9 protein-coding genes and 1 tRNA gene are annotated in these 17,059 nt (G+C 62.8%); 6 read left to right on the plus strand and 4 right to left on the minus strand.

What is annotated here, in order from left to right; translation table 11 throughout:
- Positions 1 to 80 precede the first annotated feature (80 nt).
- The 3 genes from NUH19_RS10915 to NUH19_RS10925 all read left to right on the plus strand — a co-directional run bounded on the left by NUH19_RS10915 (position 81) and on the right by NUH19_RS10925 (position 10,386).
- Positions 81 to 3,476 (plus strand): glucosaminidase domain-containing protein, encoded by a 3,396-nt coding sequence (locus NUH19_RS10915; RefSeq protein WP_262316590.1) that lies wholly within the window; start codon positions 81 to 83, stop codon positions 3,474 to 3,476.
- A gap of 370 nt (positions 3,477 to 3,846) precedes the next feature.
- The gene (locus NUH19_RS10920; protein WP_262316591.1) at positions 3,847 to 9,921 is read left to right on the plus strand and encodes a MucBP domain-containing protein; all 6,075 of its coding nucleotides are present in this window, start codon (positions 3,847 to 3,849) and stop codon (positions 9,919 to 9,921) included.
- Positions 9,922 to 10,137: 216 nt separating this feature from the next.
- Entirely contained in the window at positions 10,138 to 10,386 is a 249-nt protein-coding gene (locus NUH19_RS10925; RefSeq protein ID WP_262316592.1) for a CsbD family protein, read from the plus strand.
- Between the two features lie 116 nt (positions 10,387 to 10,502).
- On the opposite strand, the gene NUH19_RS10930 is transcribed toward NUH19_RS10925, so the two are convergent.
- Positions 10,503 to 11,123, minus strand: coding sequence for a DUF975 family protein (locus NUH19_RS10930; protein ID WP_262316593.1), 621 nt, complete (start codon positions 11,121 to 11,123; stop codon positions 10,503 to 10,505).
- A gap of 188 nt (positions 11,124 to 11,311) precedes the next feature.
- Here NUH19_RS10930 and NUH19_RS10935 point away from each other — a divergent pair.
- Positions 11,312 to 11,384: transfer RNA gene (locus NUH19_RS10935), tRNA-Lys, on the plus strand.
- Positions 11,385 to 12,347: 963 nt separating this feature from the next.
- On the opposite strand, the gene NUH19_RS10940 is transcribed toward NUH19_RS10935, so the two are convergent.
- Positions 12,348 to 12,707 carry a hypothetical protein gene (locus NUH19_RS10940; RefSeq protein ID WP_262316594.1) on the minus strand — a complete coding sequence of 120 codons (360 nt, stop codon included), beginning with the start codon at positions 12,705 to 12,707 and terminating at the stop codon, positions 12,348 to 12,350.
- The gene (locus NUH19_RS10945; protein WP_262316595.1) at positions 12,704 to 13,678 is read right to left on the minus strand and encodes a helix-turn-helix transcriptional regulator; all 975 of its coding nucleotides are present in this window, start codon (positions 13,676 to 13,678) and stop codon (positions 12,704 to 12,706) included. The genes NUH19_RS10940 and NUH19_RS10945 overlap by 4 nt, the downstream gene beginning before the upstream one ends.
- Positions 13,679 to 13,762: 84 nt before the next feature.
- On the opposite strand from NUH19_RS10945, the gene NUH19_RS10950 reads away from it, so the two are divergent.
- Positions 13,763 to 14,530 carry a hypothetical protein gene (locus NUH19_RS10950; RefSeq protein ID WP_262316596.1) on the plus strand — a complete coding sequence of 256 codons (768 nt, stop codon included), beginning with the start codon at positions 13,763 to 13,765 and terminating at the stop codon, positions 14,528 to 14,530.
- A gap of 94 nt (positions 14,531 to 14,624) precedes the next feature.
- Here NUH19_RS10950 and NUH19_RS10955 read toward each other — a convergent pair whose 3' ends face one another.
- Positions 14,625 to 15,599: a hypothetical protein gene (locus tag NUH19_RS10955; RefSeq protein ID WP_262316597.1), complete on the minus strand. Its 975-nt coding sequence runs from the start codon at positions 15,597 to 15,599 to the stop codon at positions 14,625 to 14,627.
- Positions 15,600 to 16,207: 608 nt separating this feature from the next.
- On the opposite strand from NUH19_RS10955, the gene NUH19_RS10960 reads away from it, so the two are divergent.
- Complete coding sequence (locus tag NUH19_RS10960; RefSeq protein ID WP_262316598.1) at positions 16,208 to 16,915, plus strand: sugar transferase; 708 nt, start codon at positions 16,208 to 16,210, stop codon at positions 16,913 to 16,915.
- Positions 16,916 to 17,059 lie beyond the last annotated feature (144 nt).

The following is a 17,059-nucleotide window of genomic DNA, read 5'->3' on the forward strand; positions in this document are numbered from 1 at the left end:
AACCAGGCGGCGGCGAATCCGGTATAATGGAGCCCATACATAACAGCGGCGCGTAGGGGTGCCGCGAGGGAGGACAATTGATGAAGGGGTTTAACCAACTGTCAAAAAGCCGGGTTTGGCGCGGCATTCTGGTCGCCGCCGGCAGCGCCGTCGTGCTGGTCGCCGGCGCAATCGCCAGCCAGAGCGGCCCGGCCGCGGCGCCGCGGGTCGTTGCGGCCGCCACGAGCGACGTCAACGGCTACATCGCCAGCCACAACATCCAGCCGGTGCCGATCACCAAGGAGTGGCACACGTTCGAGGAATTCAACTACGGCACCGCCACCGAGCTGCCGGACGGGGTGGTTTTCCACTACACCGACAACGCGACCAGCTTCTCGGCGCGAGACGGCGCCGATTACGAGATCAGCGGCGCCTGGACCTCGGCGTTCGTTCACGACTTCATCGATGCCCGCACCATTTTGAACATCCACAACCCCGACCTCGGCGCCTGGGGAGCCGGGCCCAAGGCCAACGCGCGGTTCGTGCAGTTCGAGTTGGTGACCGCGCGTAACGCCGACGAGTTCGCCCGGTCGATCGCCAACGCCGCCAGCTACACCGCGCAGATGCTGGTTCGCTACGGGCTGAAGCCGAGCCTGGTCAACCCGGCCAACAGCCAAGGCACCATCTGGACGCACCACAACGTCTCGACGCTGCTCGGCGGCACCGACCACGTCGACCCGGACGCCTACATCGCCAAGTGGGGCTACACGCTGCCCGAGTTCCTGACGCTGGTCAACCGGTATTACCAGCCGCTGGTCGCGACCCAGCCCAACTCCAACGCGATCAGCTATAACAAGTACGTGCGGATCACGTCGCCCAATTACCGCATTTACCAAGCCCTCGATCTCGCCCAGGTTCGCGCCAACTCCGCCAGCTACCTGAACCAGACGCTGCAGGCGCGGGTTCACTACCGCAAGCCGGCGACCGGCTACACCTACCTGTCGCTTTACGATAACGCCGGCAAGTGGGTCGGCTACATGAACGCGACTGGCGCCGCCGTCGCCGCCGGGCCGCAGGGCACCGCGATTACAGACGGTCGCTACGTCACCGTGACCAAGGACAACTACACGCTGTGGCGCGATTTTGACGGCCACGCCAAGCAGGCCAGCCACAACCTGGTCGGCCAGACCTTCCTGTCGAAGGTCAAGTACAACCACTTCAACGGGTCCGTCTACCTGTCCCTGTACGATCACACCGGCAAGTGGCAGGGCTACCTGAACCAGACCGGCGCGACCGTGGCGCCTGACGCCGGCGGCCTGCCGACGACCGTGGCCAAAACGGTCACGATCACTAAGCCCAACTACACGCGCTGGAACGACCTGAAGTGGCAGGTGCAACTCGGCGACACCACGGCGCTGGTCGGCCAGCAGGTCCAGGTTCGCGCCCAGTACCACCACTACAACGGCGAGACCTACGACGCGATTTACGGCCAAAACGGCGCCTACCTCGGGCTGCTCAACGACGCGGCGGTCGCCGCAGAGGCCGCGGTCGGCCCGGCGATTCAAGACGGCCGCTACGTCACCGTCACCGCCCCAAACTACACGCTGTGGCGCGATTTTGACTGGAACGCCAAGCAAGACAGCACGACGCTTATCGGCCAGACCTTCCAGGCCCGGGTGCGGTACGTGCATCGCAACGGCGCGACCTACCTGTCCTTGTACGACCACAACGGCACTTGGCAAGGTTACCTGAACCAGACCGGCGCGACCGTGGCGCCTGACGCCGGCGGGATCGCCCAGGCGGCAACCGGGTACGTCACGCTGGCCAAGCCGCGCTACACCATCTGGAACAACCTGAGCTTCGGCCAAAAAGTGGTGGCCGACACCACCGCGACGGTTGGTCAGACCTACCAGAAGACGGCCCTGTACCACCACTTCAACGGCTCAACCTACGTCGGGCTGAGTGACGCCGGCCGCTTCGTCGGCTACATCAACACGGATGCAGTGGTCGCGGCCTCGCCTCAGGGCCCGGCCATCACCGACGGCCGCTACGTCACCGTCACCGCGAAAAACTACACGCTGTGGCGCAGCTTCGACTGGGTCGAAAAGCAAGACAGCACGGCGCTTGTCGGCCGCACCTTCCAGGCCCGTCGGCGATACAACCACCAAAACGGCGCGACCTACCTGTCCTTGTACGACCACGACGGCACTTGGCAGGGCTACTTGAACCAGACCGCCGTGGCAGTCGCACAAGACGCCGGCGGCACGGCGACGCCGGCCACCGGCTACGTCACCTTGGCCAAGCCGCGCTACACCATCTGGAACAACCTGCGCTTCGACCAAAAAGTGGTGGCCGACACCACCGCGACGGTGGGTCAGATCTACCAGCTGACCGGCGTTTACCACCATTACAACGGCTCGACCTACGACGCGCTGAGTTCGGCCGGCCAGTTCGTCGGCTACATCAACGCCGCGGCGGTCACGAAGACGACCGCGCCGCAGGGCAAGGCGATCGCGCTGAACCGCTACGCCACCATCGTGCGAAGCGGGGCGAAACTTTACGACGGGTTTGATTTTGCCGGCATCAAGAGCGAGACCTCGCAGCTTTTGGATCAGACCTTCCTGGCCAAGCGGCAGTACCACCACGCCGACGGCCACACCTACTACTCGCTGTACCAAAACAACGACCAGTGGCTGGGCTACGTCGACGCCGATTACGTCGCGCTCGGCGGCTCGGCCGCCGGCGCCGCGATTGCGATGAGCGCCCAGGTGACCATCCAACGCGCCGGCTACAACCGGCTGGCCGACTGGGGTGGCGCAAGCCTCGGCAGCACGACCGGCCTGGTCGGGCAAACCGCGGTGGTGCAGCGACGCTTTCGCCACTTCAACGGCTCGACCTACTACGACCTCTATACCGCCGGCGGCTCGCACCTGGGCATCGTCAACGCGCTGGCCACGACGGCCGCGACCGGCGTCACGCCGGTGGCCGTGCCGGCCAACTTGTACGGGGTGACAACCACCGGGCTGACCGCGGCGCAGATCGCTTTTCTCCGCCAGCTGGTCGGCATCGCGATTCCGGTCGCCAAGCAGTACGGCCTGTACCCGTCGATCGCGGTGATGCAGGCGATCACCGAGTCCGGCTGGGGGACCAGCGAGCTGGCGGTCAACGCCAACGCTTACTTCGGCGTCAAGGCCGACGTCAACTGGCCCGGCGCCAGCTACCTGAAGCTGACCGGCGAGGTGTTCGACGGTCAGGCCGTCAAGGTGATCGGCGCCTTCCGCAAGTACGACAGCCTCGCCGATTCGATCATCGGCTACGCGCAAAAGCTGACGACCAGCCCGTACTACACCGGTTGCCTGCGCGTGAACGCGCCGACCTGGCAGCAGGCGGTGTCCGGCCTTGCCGCCTACGCGACTAGCCCGACCTACCAGACCAACCTGATCGCCGGCATCACGCGCTACGGGCTGGACAAGCTCGACGCGGTGGCGGTGAAGTAGTCAGGATTGAGGGCCGCGGCGGCCGCGGTGGCCGGGGCGGCCGCGGGTGCAGCGGGGTTGCTCGGCGGCGAGCGTCTGAGGCCCGGCGCCGGGTTGCGGTGATGTCTCGCTCCTCGGCACCTGCAGCTAGTGCCATCGGCGCGGTCGCGAACCGCTGAGCAACCCAGGACTTTTGTGAATTAGGCAACGCACTGAATTGGCCGGCCCGGCATCGTGGGTCGGCTTTTTTTGGCCGATGAGGTGCATTTCATTTTCCAAAGATTTATTGGTATAATTAGGGCGTGTAAGCACGTCGACCGGGCAGGGGGAATGCCGGTCGACTGCGTCAGCATGGGTCCGATTGCCAGCCGTGTAAACGGAGGGTTAATCGATGCGTCAAGGAATTCGTCGTGTGAAATTATATAAGGCAGGCAAGCTGTGGGTTGCCTGCGCCACAGTTATGGTAGCCGGAGGTGTCGCGTTAGTCGCGGCGGCGCCGGCTACGCGTGTTGGTGCCGCCAAGGCCACCGCCTCGTCGGTCCTGACGACGCCGATTGCGCTGAGCAGCCAGGCGCTGCCGACCGCGGCCCAGTCGGCCAACGCCGCCCAGACCGCCGCCGCTCAGGCCGGCACCGCTGCGGCGCAGACCACGCAGGGCGAGCCGACCACCGGCACGACCACGGCCACCACGGCAGCGCCGGTGGTGACCACCAAGGACCGCAACGGGAATGCGTCGGTCAACCCGGACCGCACCGGGACCGGGGCCGTCACCACGATTTCAGACAGCAACATTGCGGATTACTTCACGGTGCGGGACGTGGCTGGCAAGGCCAAGGCGTTTGATGGGACCAAGGTGCAGCTGACGAATGGTCACGAGAATCCGTTCGAGCCTGGTCAGCCTGCCTGGACCAGCGGCATGATTCTGATGCTGGCCAATCAGCAGGTTGACTTTACCACTGACTTTGCACTGAATGTCACCATGAATGTGGCATGGGATCCGTCCATGGGCCACCTTGGCGGCGATGGGTCCGCACTATTTTTTGAGCCGCTCAGTCAGGCCGATGCCTTCCGTACAGACAAAGTCCAAACCGGGGGCGGTTTGGGGTTGACCGATATTGATGCTGCCAAGGCCGACACCATGAGTTTTAACTTATCGACTAATGCGATTGGGGCCCTCACCAGTGGCCCGCAAAACCATTGGTACGCCTATCGTTCAAATGGCAACAATAAACCACTTGACGGTCTAACCGACCTGGGGATAGACATTGATCAAAACGGTACCGGCAGCCTAACTTTCACCTACGACATGCAATACGACGCGGCGACCAAAACGCTGACCGTTGTGACGACAGATGACAGCGGAAACGTGCTGAAGAACTGGACTGTGCCGATTACCGATGCGCAGGTTGGTCGCGGCTACACGCTTGGCGTGACCGCCGCTACCGCCGCCTCCCACGCCGCCTACACCGCGACCTTCAACAGTTACCAGTACCAGCAGGCCGACGCCTCGCTTCAGATCAGCAGCACGGGACTACCGGAAGGCGTCAGTGGCCCGAGCCAGACCGACGTCAAGGCGATGGCCGGCGACCACGTCGCGTTTTACCCCGAAGGCACCACCGCGCCGACGACCACGCCAGACGGTTTTGCCGTGACCAGCGCCTACGCCGTGCCTGCGATTGACGGCTACGTCCTGCGCGGGACACAGTTCGCCGATATCGTGGCCGGGGACGCCAACCAGGTCGTGCTGAATTACGGCCAGCCGGCCACCACCACCGTGCATTACGTCGATGGCAATGGTCAAACGCTGAAGCCGGATGTTACGCTGAGCGGTTTTGTCGGCGACACCTACACTGCAACGACGACGCTTGACGGCTACGATTACGTGGGGCTGGGCGATGGCTCCGCCGCGGTCAGCGGTCCGTTCACGGCCGCGGGGCAGAGCGTCACGCTGGTGTTCAGCCGGCCGGACACCGAACTGGCCGTGAAGTACGTCGATGAGGACGGCACGGAAATTCAGAAGCCAACCACTCAAAAAGGTGTGATCGGCGATGATTACACCGTCACGGCCCCGGTCATTGAGGGCTACGATTACGTGGGATTAGGTGATGACTCCGCCGCGCTGAGCGGCCAGTTCGCCGCCGGGCTGACGGTCACCTTGGTCTACAAGGCCAAGCCACGCGTCTCCGGTGGCGTCACGGTCAATTACGTGGATCAAGACGGCAACACGCTGCAGCCGAGCACCACGCAGGGCGGCAACGTCGGCGACACCTACACCGTCGCGGCCCCGACCATTGACGGGTACGACTACACGGGGCTGGGGGATGGTTCCGCCGCGCTATCTGGCCAGCTCACAGACGCCGCCCAGACGGTAACTCTGGTCTACACCAAACAGGCGACGCTGACCGTTCGCTACGTCGACGGCCTAGGCCACGAGATTCGCAAGGACATCGTGACCACCCGCCCGGTCGGCACCGTCTACACCAAGATGGCGCCGCCGATCGCCGGTTACGATTACGTCGGCGTGGGCAAGGACTCCGCACCGCTGTCCGGCACGTTCACGGCGCAGCCGCAGACCATCACCTTTGTCTACTTTGCGGAATCCGGCCGCGAAACCACGCCGCAGCCGGCCGGCAGCCTGACCATCCGCTACGTCGATGAGAACGGGCAGTCCATTAAGGCCGACACGGTCAAAAAGGACGGTTTTGTCGGCAACGGTTACGGCGTGACGGCCCCGGCCATTGACGGCTACGACTATGTCGGCCTGGGCGACGGCTCCGCCGCGTTGAGCGGCCAGTTCATCGCCGGCGACCAGACCATCACGCTGGTTTACAAACCGGCCCAGACCACCGGCGACCTGACCGTGCGTTACGTCGACGCCAACGGGGATGAGCTGCAGCCAAGCACCACGCTGACCGGCAACCTCGGCAGCAATTTTGCCGTGACCATCCCCGGCATCAAGGGTTACCATTACGCCGGTCCGGGCAAGGAAGGCAGCCAGATTACCGGCACCTACACCAAGGAGTCGCAGGTGGTCACGCTGACTTACACCCGCGATGAACACAAGGTGCCGACCCCGGTTGCGGCTGGCGACCTGACGATTCGCTACGTCGATGAAAAAGGTAACCAGATCCAGGCCGACACGGTGAAGTCCGGTTACGTCGGGAATGGCTACGGTGTGACGGCGCCATCGATCAAGAACTACGACTATGTCGGTTTGGGTTCTGATTCGGTGCCGCTGAAGGGTCAGTTCACCACGGCCGCCCAGACCATCACGCTGGTTTACAAGCACAAGGAAACACAAACCTCTACTCCAGTTGAGGCGGGTGACCTGACGATTCGCTACGTCGATGAAAAAGGTAACCAGATCCAGGCCGACACGGTGAAGTCCGGTTACGTCGGGAATGGCTACCAGGTCGTGGCGCCATCGATCAAGAACTACGACTATGTCGGTTTAGGTTCTGATTCGGCACCGCTGAAGGGTCAGTTCACCACGGCAGCCCAAACCATCACGCTGGTTTACAAGCACAAGGAAACGCAGACTTCGACCCCGGTCAAATCTGGTGACCTGACGATTCGCTACGTCGATGAAAAAGGTAACCAGATCCAGGCCGACACGGTGAAGTCCGGTTACGTCGGGAATGGCTACGGTGTGACGGCGCCATCGATCAAGAACTACGACTATGTCGGTTTGGGTTCTGATTCGGTGCCGCTGAAGGGTCAGTTCACCACGGCCGCCCAGACCATCACGCTGGTTTACAAGCACAAGGAAACACAAACCTCTACTCCAGTTGAGGCGGGTGACCTGACGATTCGCTACGTCGATGAAAAAGGTAACCAGATCCAGGCCGACACGGTGAAGTCCGGTTACGTCGGGAATGGCTACCAGGTCGTGGCGCCATCGATCAAGAACTACGACTATGTCGGTTTAGGTTCTGATTCGGCACCGCTGAAGGGTCAGTTCACCACGGCAGCCCAAACCATCACGCTGGTTTACAAGCACAAGGAAACGCAGACCGGCACCCCGGTTGAGGCGGGTTCGCTGACGATTCGCTATGTTGACGAAAAAGGTAACCAGATCCAGGCCAACACGGTGAAATCCGGTTACGTCGGCAATGGCTACGAGGTCGTGGCGCCATCGATCAAGAACTACGACTATGTCGGTTTGGGTTCTGATTCGGCACCGCTGATGGGTCAGTTCACCACGGCAGCCCAGACCATCACCTTGGTTTACAGCCACAAGGCAGTGGAAACCGGCAAGCCGGTTGAGGCTGGCGATCTGACCATCCGTTACGTCGACGAAAAGGGTAACCAGATCCAGACCGCCACGGTGAAGTCCGGCTACGTCGGCAACGGCTACGGTGTGACGGCGCCAAGCATCAAGGACTACGACTACGTAGGCCTCGGCGACGGCTCAGCGCCACTGAAGGGGCAGTTCACCACGGCAGCCCAGACCATCACGCTGGTTTACAGCCACAAGCAGGTTGAAACCGCCAAGCCACAGGCAGCCGGCGACCTGACGATTCGCTACGTCGACGAAAAGGGTAACCAGATCCAAACCTCAACGGTGAAGTCCGGTTACGTCGGCAACGGCTACGGTGTGACGGCGCCAAGCATCAAGGACTACGACTACGTAGGCCTCGGCGACGGCTCAGCGCCGCTGAAGGGTCAGTTCACCACGGCAGCCCAGACCATCACGCTGGTTTACAAACACAAAGAGGTCCAGACCGGGACCCCGCAGCCGGCCGGCGCCCTGACTGTCCGGTGCGTCGACGCCTCGGGCAACCTGATTCAGGCCCAGACGGTGAAAAACGGCTATGTCGGCAACGGCTACGGCGTGACGGTCCCGACCATTCGGAATTACGATTATTTTGGCCTCGCAGAGGGATCCGCAGCGCTGATTGGTAAGTTCACCGGCGCTGCGCAGACCGTCACCATGATTTTCCGGCACAAAACGGTTCAGGTGGTGACGCCGCAAGCGGCCGGTGACCTGACAATTCGCTACGTCGACGAAAAGGGTAACCAGATCCAGACGTCTACGGTCAAGTCCGGCTACGTCGGCAACGGTTACGGCGTGACGGCACCAACGATCAAGGACTACGACTACGTAGGCCTCGGTGCCGGCTCCGCAGCGCTGACCGGCAAGTTCACCAAGGCCGGCCAAACCATTACGCTGGTTTACAGCCACAAGCAGGTTGAAACCGGCAAGCCGGTTGAGGCTGGCGACCTGACGATCCGTTACGTCGACGAAAAGGGTAACCAGATTCAAACCTCGACGGTGAAGTCCGGTTACGTCGGCAACGGTTACGGTGTGACGGCGCCAAGCATCAAGGACTACGACTACGTAGGTCTCGGTGACGGCTCGGCGGCACTGACTGGGAAGTTCACCAAGGCTGGCCAGACCATCACCTTGGTTTACAGCCACAAGGCAGTGGAAACCGGCAAGCCACAGGCGGCTGGTGACCTGACGATCCGCTACGTCGATGAAAAGGGTAACCAGATCCAAATCTCAACGGTCAAGTCCGGCTACGTCGGCAACGGTTACGGCGTGACGGCACCGACGATCAAGGACTACGACTACGTAGGCCTCGGTGACGGCTCCGCGGCACTGACTGGGAAGTTCACCAAGGCTGGCCAGACCATCACCCTGGTTTACAGCCACAAGGCAGTGGAAACCGTGACGCCGCAAACCGCTGGCGATCTGACGATCCGCTACGTCGACGAAAAGGGTAACCAAATCCAGACGTCGACGGTCAAGTCCGGCTACGTCGGCAACGGTTACGGTGTGACGGCGCCAAGCATCAAGGACTACGACTACGTAGGCCTCGGCGACGGCTCCGCAGCGCTGACCGGCAAGTTCACCAAGGCCGGCCAGACCATCACCCTGGTTTACAGCCACAAGGCAGTGGAAACCGCCAAGCCGCAAACCGCCGGCGACCTGACGATTCGTTACGTCGACGAAAAGGGTAACCAGATTCAAACCTCGACGGTCAAGTCCGGCTACGTCGGCAACGGCTACGGTGTGACGGCACCGACGATCAAGGACTACGACTACGTAGGCCTCGGCGACGGCTCCGCAGCGCTGACCGGCAAGTTCACCAAGGCCGGCCAGACCATCACCCTGGTTTACAGCCACACCACGACTGAGCCGACCGACCCGACTGAGCCGACGAATCCGACCGAGCCGACGACGGACCCGACGACACCAACGACCGACCCGACTACCCCGACCGCTAAGCCGACCACGCAGCCGACCAGCGACGTCAAGGGTGATCACGGCGACGCCGGCACAACGGCGCCGACGCAGCTGCCGGTCACCGGTGGCCACGCGGCAACAACCGCTGCGAAGGCGAAGGCGCTGCCGCAAACCGGCGACCAGCGCAACTTGTTGCTGCAGGCAATGGGGGCCTTGCTCCTGGGCCTGACCGGCACCGGCGTCATGCTCGGCCGCCGGCGCCGCGAGCGGTAACCCGTAGCGCTTCGCACTCGAAAACTGAACAGCACGACAAGAAGGACACCGCCTGCGCGATGTCCTTCTTTGTGTCATAACAAATTTAATTGTAAACAACAAAACAGGCAAACTATTTTTACAAATGCTGAATTTGCATTGTACACAAGCAATCGCTTACAATAAGGTCAGGCAGGAAATGCCGCAACCCCAAACCCACTCACAGGAGGAATGCACATGAGTCTCGATGACAAGCTCGACAGCGTGAAGGACCAAGTCACCGGCAAGGCCAAGGAAGTTGAAGGCAAGGTCACCGGCGATAAGCTACGTGAATCACAAGGCAAGGCCGAGTCACTCGGCGGCAAGCTCAAGGGCAAGGTGGCCGACGCCAAGGACAAGCTGGAAGACGCAGGTGAGGCGGCCAAGGACAAGGTGGAAGACGCCGCCGACGCCGTGAAGGACAAGCTCAAGAACCTGCGCGACTAGCACTGCTGATAGCTGAAATTCCGTGCTTAACCGTGTGAAACGCGGCTGACACCAAAAACCCCGGGCCCAACCGCGACGTCATGCGGTTGGACCCGGGATTTGTTTTGGCTAAATCACTAGTAAGCGTCGGTCATGTCATCTTCCGGGGTGCGGAAGCGGTCGCCGGCCAGGTTGCGGTAAAAGGCCGCGTTGGTCGCCTGCATGTAAGGCGTCAGCCACAGGAGGCCGATGCCGAGCGTGACGAGGGACAGCAGGGCCCAGCCGAGGAAGCTCAGCTGCAGCACGAAGTATTCCCACTTGTGGCCGACCATCAGCTCGCGGCTGGCGGTGATCGCGTCGGTGGCGCCAATCTGGCGGCCGGCGCGTTGCATATCGCTCAGAATGTAGTCAACTTGCGAGTACGAGAAGGCCTTCACGATGCCGGGCACTACCAGCAGCAGCGACCACAGTGCCATGAAAATGCCGGCGAGCAGCGTGTTCAGGAACACCGCCACGGGCTGCGACCCGGTGAAACCGCTGAAAATGTTGTTGAAAACGCCGTTACCACGGTCCTCATCGTCCATGAACCGCAGGAACGAGAAGCTGATGCCGACCATCACCCAGGCCTCCAGGATGCCGGCGGTGAAGCCACCGATGATGCTGGCCATGATGGCGCCCAGCAGGGACAGGCCGACCGCCCAGCCCCAGTTGCCGGCCAGCCGGGCCTTGGCCAGCCCCTTTAACTCCGCTCTTGTCATATTATCTCCTCCAAGAATATTGAATGATAACCCTTAACGCCGTAATTATATCATATTTATAATGCGGACTCGCGACTTAACCACGCGCCGCCCCGCGTTATTTTTAACCCGGTCGGCGAAAAAGGGGCTTGCCCCCCGCCCGGCGAATGTGCTAATATATTTAAGTTGTCAAATGGCAATGCAGCAATGGGTGGTTAGCTCAGCTGGCAGAGCAACGGACTCTTAATCCGTGGGTCCAGGGTTCGATCCCCTGACCACCCAGAACGGCGACTCGCAGACTTGCGGGTCGTTTTTTTTGTCGGCCGAAAAATAATTAATGTTCGGGTTCTAAACTGGTCGATTGCGACCAGTTTAGAACCCGAACACCAATGACAAACAAAAAAGCGCCCAGACCGAGCTTAAAATTTGCCAGGTAATCGCTTACCTGCTAAGCTAAACTCAAGTGATCACTAGGATAGGGGTCGGTGGCCGGCCACCGTGACAAACCCTTCTTCGGCGGCGATCCAGTGGCAAGCGCCACGCTACCTCACGCAGACCAGGCCCTAGCCCGGCCCCGTCATCGATGATATCAGTGGAACCCGTCGTACCTTGGGCGGGAATCATTAATCGTAGTGGATAACCGGTTGCAGTTTCATCAAACGTCCAACTCCAAGTACGGAGGTAGCTGCGGGCGGGAGAGGCGGCCGGGACGCGTACCGGCCAGCACAACAAACCGTTCCGGAGGCCCGGAAGGTGTGCTGGCTCAGGCGGCGTAACCCGTTTTAGAGCCAAAGCACGACCGCCTGCTCAGGCGTGTGGATGTCACCGCACGGCGCAGTCCTGAGCCAGGAGGGTACGACCCCAGTCCCGCGAACCACCAGCGCGGCCTGGGACGGCGGCACCGCGCGGCAGTTGCAAGCTGCCGGCCGGTGCCGGACAGGTGCGGGACCTGGTTTTGGCCCCAGCGCGGCGCTGCAGCGTCGCGGTGGGACAGGAGCCGAGCCACCCAACGCCTTGTAGATACCCACGTGACCACAATGCCCAGATCCGCCGCCGGGGTACTTCCCGCCGGCGGATTTGGTGCGTCCTTTTGACAGTGCCACAGGGTCGCCAGCCGCCGTTGCCTGGTTGGGTTCAGGTCAGTGACCGGTGCCGCCTTCAGCCATGGTTTCGCCGCCTACCAGATCATCACTCGCCGACCAGGCCGTCAGTCGCCGACCAGATCATCACTCGCCGATCAGGTCGTCAGTCGCCGCCTTCGCCAGCGGCCCCGTCTCCTTCTTCTTCGTTCTCCCCGTTTTCCTCTTCCTCTTCTTCTTCGTCCTCGTCGTCGCCGATCCACTCGTACTCCGCCAGGATCTCGTAGTCCAGAGGCGCCCCCTGGGTCATGTTGTACAGCGCGACGTCGAGGTCCGGCATCTCCGGCGTGGTCAGCGTGGTGATCAGATAGGGACGCTGACCGTCCCACGCCGGCTGCGCGATGTCGAGCGTCGCGTGAATCCAGTCGGCATCCAGCGGGAACCAGCTCGTGAACAGCGTCTTGAGCTCGGGCAGCGTGACTTTTTCATCGGTGGCAAAAACGTGCAGCACAAGCCATGAATTCATGATTGCGCCTCCTTTGTGTAAAGCGCGGCGGTGGCGAGGGCGGCCTTGCGAACGGCGTCGGCCAGCCGCTGCGGCGCCGTGATGGTCACCAGCGGTCCTTGACCTAGCGCCCAGAGCTTCACGCCGTCCTCCGCGACGTCCGGGACAGTGAACGACCAACCATGATCCGGGTCGGGGTATTTGCCCTGCTGCTTGGCGGTGGGAAACGCGTCCAGCAGCGTCTCGGGGTAGCCGCGGTAGGTCAACGTCACCGTCGCGTGGGTGCTGGCCGACAGCTTGTAGGACTGGCGCCGGTGAGCGGCCAGGTCGTAGCCCGGCGGCGTCAGGCTGCGGTTGACCCGCGGCGCCGCGAGCTTTTGGATCCGGTCGAGGCGGTACAGCCGGTAGCGGTCGGGCGTCCCGTGCGTGGTTGCGTGTTCGAACAGCGCGACGTAAAAATGGTCGTGGTCGACGAACACCGTCGCGGGTTTGCCGGTGTGGATGCGGTCGCGGTCGACCCGCTCCAGGCTGCGCGTCGAGCGGTAGGTGAAGGTCACCGCCTGCCGGGCCGCGGCCGCCGCACTGAGCTGAACAATCAGGTCGAGCAGCGGCGTCAGCGGCTGGCGCGGCAGGTAGGCCGCGGTGGCGGCGGCCAGCTGCTTGCGCAGCCGGGCCTGGCCGCGACCGTGAGCCAGGCTCAAAACGGCGGCGACCAACCGCTGGGCCTCCTCGGGCGTGAAGGCGCCGCTGCCCAGCACCAGGTGAGCTAAGGCCAACACTTCCGGGTCGCTCGGCGTCCCGGCAAGCGCGTAGGTGTCACCGTTTTGCGCCAGGCTCAGCCCGTGATCGGCGAGAATCTCGCCAATCGTCGCCATGTCGCGGTAGAAGGTGCGAACGTTGACGTCGCCGCTGGCCGTTTCCGCCTCGCGGGACAGTTTTTCGTTGCGCATCAGCCGGACCAGCTCGTCTAGAATGCGTGTGTGATAGGTCATGGAAATCCCTCCAATTCGTGAGATTGCGACAGCAGGTGACACCGTTGGCGGCGATAATGAAGGCAAAACCTAGGAGGTCCCGCCATGCCCAACGTTGATTCGCTTCAAGCCGTTCACAACTATTACCTGAAAAAGTACACCGCCCTAGGCCTGCCGCCGCTTGAGGCCAGCGAAACCGAGTGGGCGGCCCTGGCCGCCATGCACCGCGCCGGCTGGAAGCTGCCGCCGCGGCTGCCCAGCCCCGAGGCGCTGGCCCTGGCCGCGCTGTTGGCGCCGAGTGCCGGCAAGGCGGTCGCCGGTGCGGCCGCGGCCGCACCAACCGCTGGGTCTTTAAGCCGTCCCACTACCGGGTCGTTAGCCGATCCCGCTACCGGGACACCGGCCGACCCGACCACGCCGGTGCCGGCACTCGACCAACGGCTGCGCGATTTTGGCCTGTGGCTGCGCGATTACCCGCTGGAGTGGGGCTGGTACGAGGATTCTCCGCTCACCGATGAGGAGCTGGCGAGTGCCGAGAACCGGGCCGCTTGGCGCGAGTTTCAGGCGGCGGCCCGGGCCGAGGCCCAGGCGCTGTGCGACACCATTTTCGGTGGCCCCGGGTTGGTCGCCCTGGCGCCGGACGCGTTCGACCACGGCGAGGTGCGAAGCGAGTCCGTCTGGCCGCTTTTGGATGTGTTGGTCTGCCTGCGCAAGAACGGCGTCGCCTACCGCTTCATGCCGAAAGACGCCATGGCGCCGCAGCGAGCCGGCCGGCTTGAGGTCGCCGGGCTGACGCTCGCCTACGAGCTACCGGACTGGGCGACGGGGCTACCGTGGGTCACGCTGGATTACGCTGACTACGCGTTGGACTGAGGCCGCGCCGCGGTCTCGCGCAACGAAACCGGTGAGAATAAGAACGCAACTGGTGGTCGCGGCCACTGGTTGCGTTTTTTCTATTATTATACGGTCAGGCGCCTTGCAGCGCCACCAGCGCGGTGCCGTCTGCGGCCTGGCTGAAAACGAACGTCGCCGGCAGCACGTTCATGGCGTTGGCGGCGGCCAGCCAGTCGGCGAACTGATCCGGCAGGGACCAGAAAAGCGGCTCGCCGGGCTCCGGGACGGCGGCCGTCCCGGGTTCCCCAGGGGTCGCCGCGGTTTCAGCGGTTGCCGACCCGTGAGCGGCCTCAGTCGCCGTTACGTTCCCGGCGGTCTCGCCCCCCGCGGCGGCCGTCGCGCCGTTCGTGGTAGCCTCGTCCCCGGCAGCTTCGTTTCCAGTAGCTCCATTCCCGGCAGCCTCGTTCCCGGCAGCCCCGTCCCCGGCAGCCCCGTCCCCGGTGGCTACGTTCGTGGTCGCCCCGTTCGCAGTGGCTTCGTCCCCGGCAGCCCCGTCCCCGGTAGCCCCGTCCCCGGCAGCTCCGCTCTCGCCGGCCACCGCCGTGATCGCCGGGTAGCGGGTGCCGGTGGCGGCGTCGACCACCAGCCGGGCGGACAGCACCCGCAGCGTCCGGGCCTCGACCGGGCCGGTCAGCGAGACGAAGCGGTTGTCGTTGCGGCTCAGCTGGCAGTCGGCCCCCCAGGCGTCGAGGTCGTAGTAGGCCTCACCGATCGCCTGGGTCGTGTTGGGCAGCCGCCTGTCGGCCTCGGTCGCCGCCTCGGGGAGCTCGCGGCTGACCACCTCGCAGCGGCGGGTGACCAGCTCGGCCACCCGCACCACCTCCTCGAACGGCAGGACCGGCGAGTCGGGCCGCGGCCGGCGAATCAGCGTCTGGACCAGCCGGACGCGCTGATCCGCCTGGTCCGGGCGGTCGGTGACCACCGTGATCGCCCGGGCCGCATCCGCCGTCAGCACCAGCCCAACCTGCTGTTCCAGCGGCCGGTACTGGAAGCCGGCGATCAGCCGGGTGTCGCCTTGCAACCGTAAGTTCGTTACATATAATGTCATGCGCTCCTCCTTATGATTCACGAGTTCTGCCACCTACCCCGCTAATCTATCAGGTGGGTGCGACGCCAGGTGTCGCGAATCCGCCAGAAAAAAGCGGTTGGCGCAAGCCCCACCACCTTCGCCCGTCGTCAGACCCCGATCCCGGCATCACCGACCACCGTCAGGCCACCGCGCCGCCGCCCTCGGCCCAGCGAAAAAATCAGAGAAATCGCGCCCGAGAGCCAGGTGAACCGCCGCCCCGAAACCGCTGCCGGGCCCGGTAACACGCGGTTGACGTCGCGACCAGACAGTATGTGTCCATCTAAAAGCGATAATAAATGAGAAAATATCTCGCCTTAAATGTTCTCATCTTCCGATTCCCATCATTCGGCCGCGAGAAGGGACGGCTGTCAAGACAACGACCAGTGGGAAGCGATTACAGTTTTTATTTTTCCGAAACTTTTGAAAGCGACAGCAAGAATTTATTTCGGATTTTTGATTGACTTTTGTTAAAGTTTCTTTATGATGAGATTAGACGTATTTTAGTTCCGTGCGTTAACGATTACCGAGTACCGGGGGAACGCGCGATTGTTGGGGAACAATCGCGACACGACATTGGGGAGCCAGTTATGCAAAACAGTCAGCACATCACCACCGTGACGTCTGCGCCTGTTCCTGAGTTGCACCAGGACGCGCAAGACGTAGCGCTTATTAACGTGGTCGACCTCGATCACCAGTATGTCTACCGCTTCGTCAAGCGGGTTTTTGACATCGTCGCCAGCGCGGCGGGGCTCATTGTCCTGTCGCCGCTTTTTGCCGTCCTCGCCTTTCTGATCAAGAAGGACGACCACGGTCCAGTGTTCTTCAGTCAGCCACGCGTTGGGAAAAACGGGCGGCATTTTCGCATGTTCAAGTTCCGCTCCATGTGCGTCGACGCCGAGGCCAAGCTCAAGCAGCTGCTGGACCAAAACGAGGTCGACGGCGCCATGTTCAAGATGAAAGACGACCCGCGCATCACGCGGATCGGCCGCTTCATCCGCCGCACCAGCCTCGACGAGCTGCCGCAGCTCTACAACGTGCTGCGCGGCGACATGAGCTTGGTCGGGCCGCGGCCGCCGTTGGACCGCGAAGTCGTGGAATATACCGACTACGACCGCCAGCGCCTGGCCGTCACCCCCGGTTGCACCGGGCTGTGGCAGGTCGGCGACCGCAACAACGTCGGCTTCCAAGGCATGGTCGCGCTGGACCTCGAGTACATCGAACATCGCAGCCTGTGGGAAGACATCGTGATTCTGGTCAAAACGGTCGGGATTGTGTTCAAGGCCACCGGGATCTAGACCGTATCGAGAAGGCGGATGCGATTCAAGGCCGCCGGGAGTTAGCACGTTCCGGCAGGCGGTTTTGATTCAAGACCGCCGGATCTGGAACGTGCCGAGAAACCAGTCCGGTGCCTGGTGGTGCCAGTGCGGCGGCGCCAGGCA

It is taken from the genome of Lacticaseibacillus parakribbianus, assembly GCF_025490915.1.
GTDB classification, from domain to species: Bacteria; Bacillota; Bacilli; order Lactobacillales; family Lactobacillaceae; genus Lacticaseibacillus; species Lacticaseibacillus parakribbianus.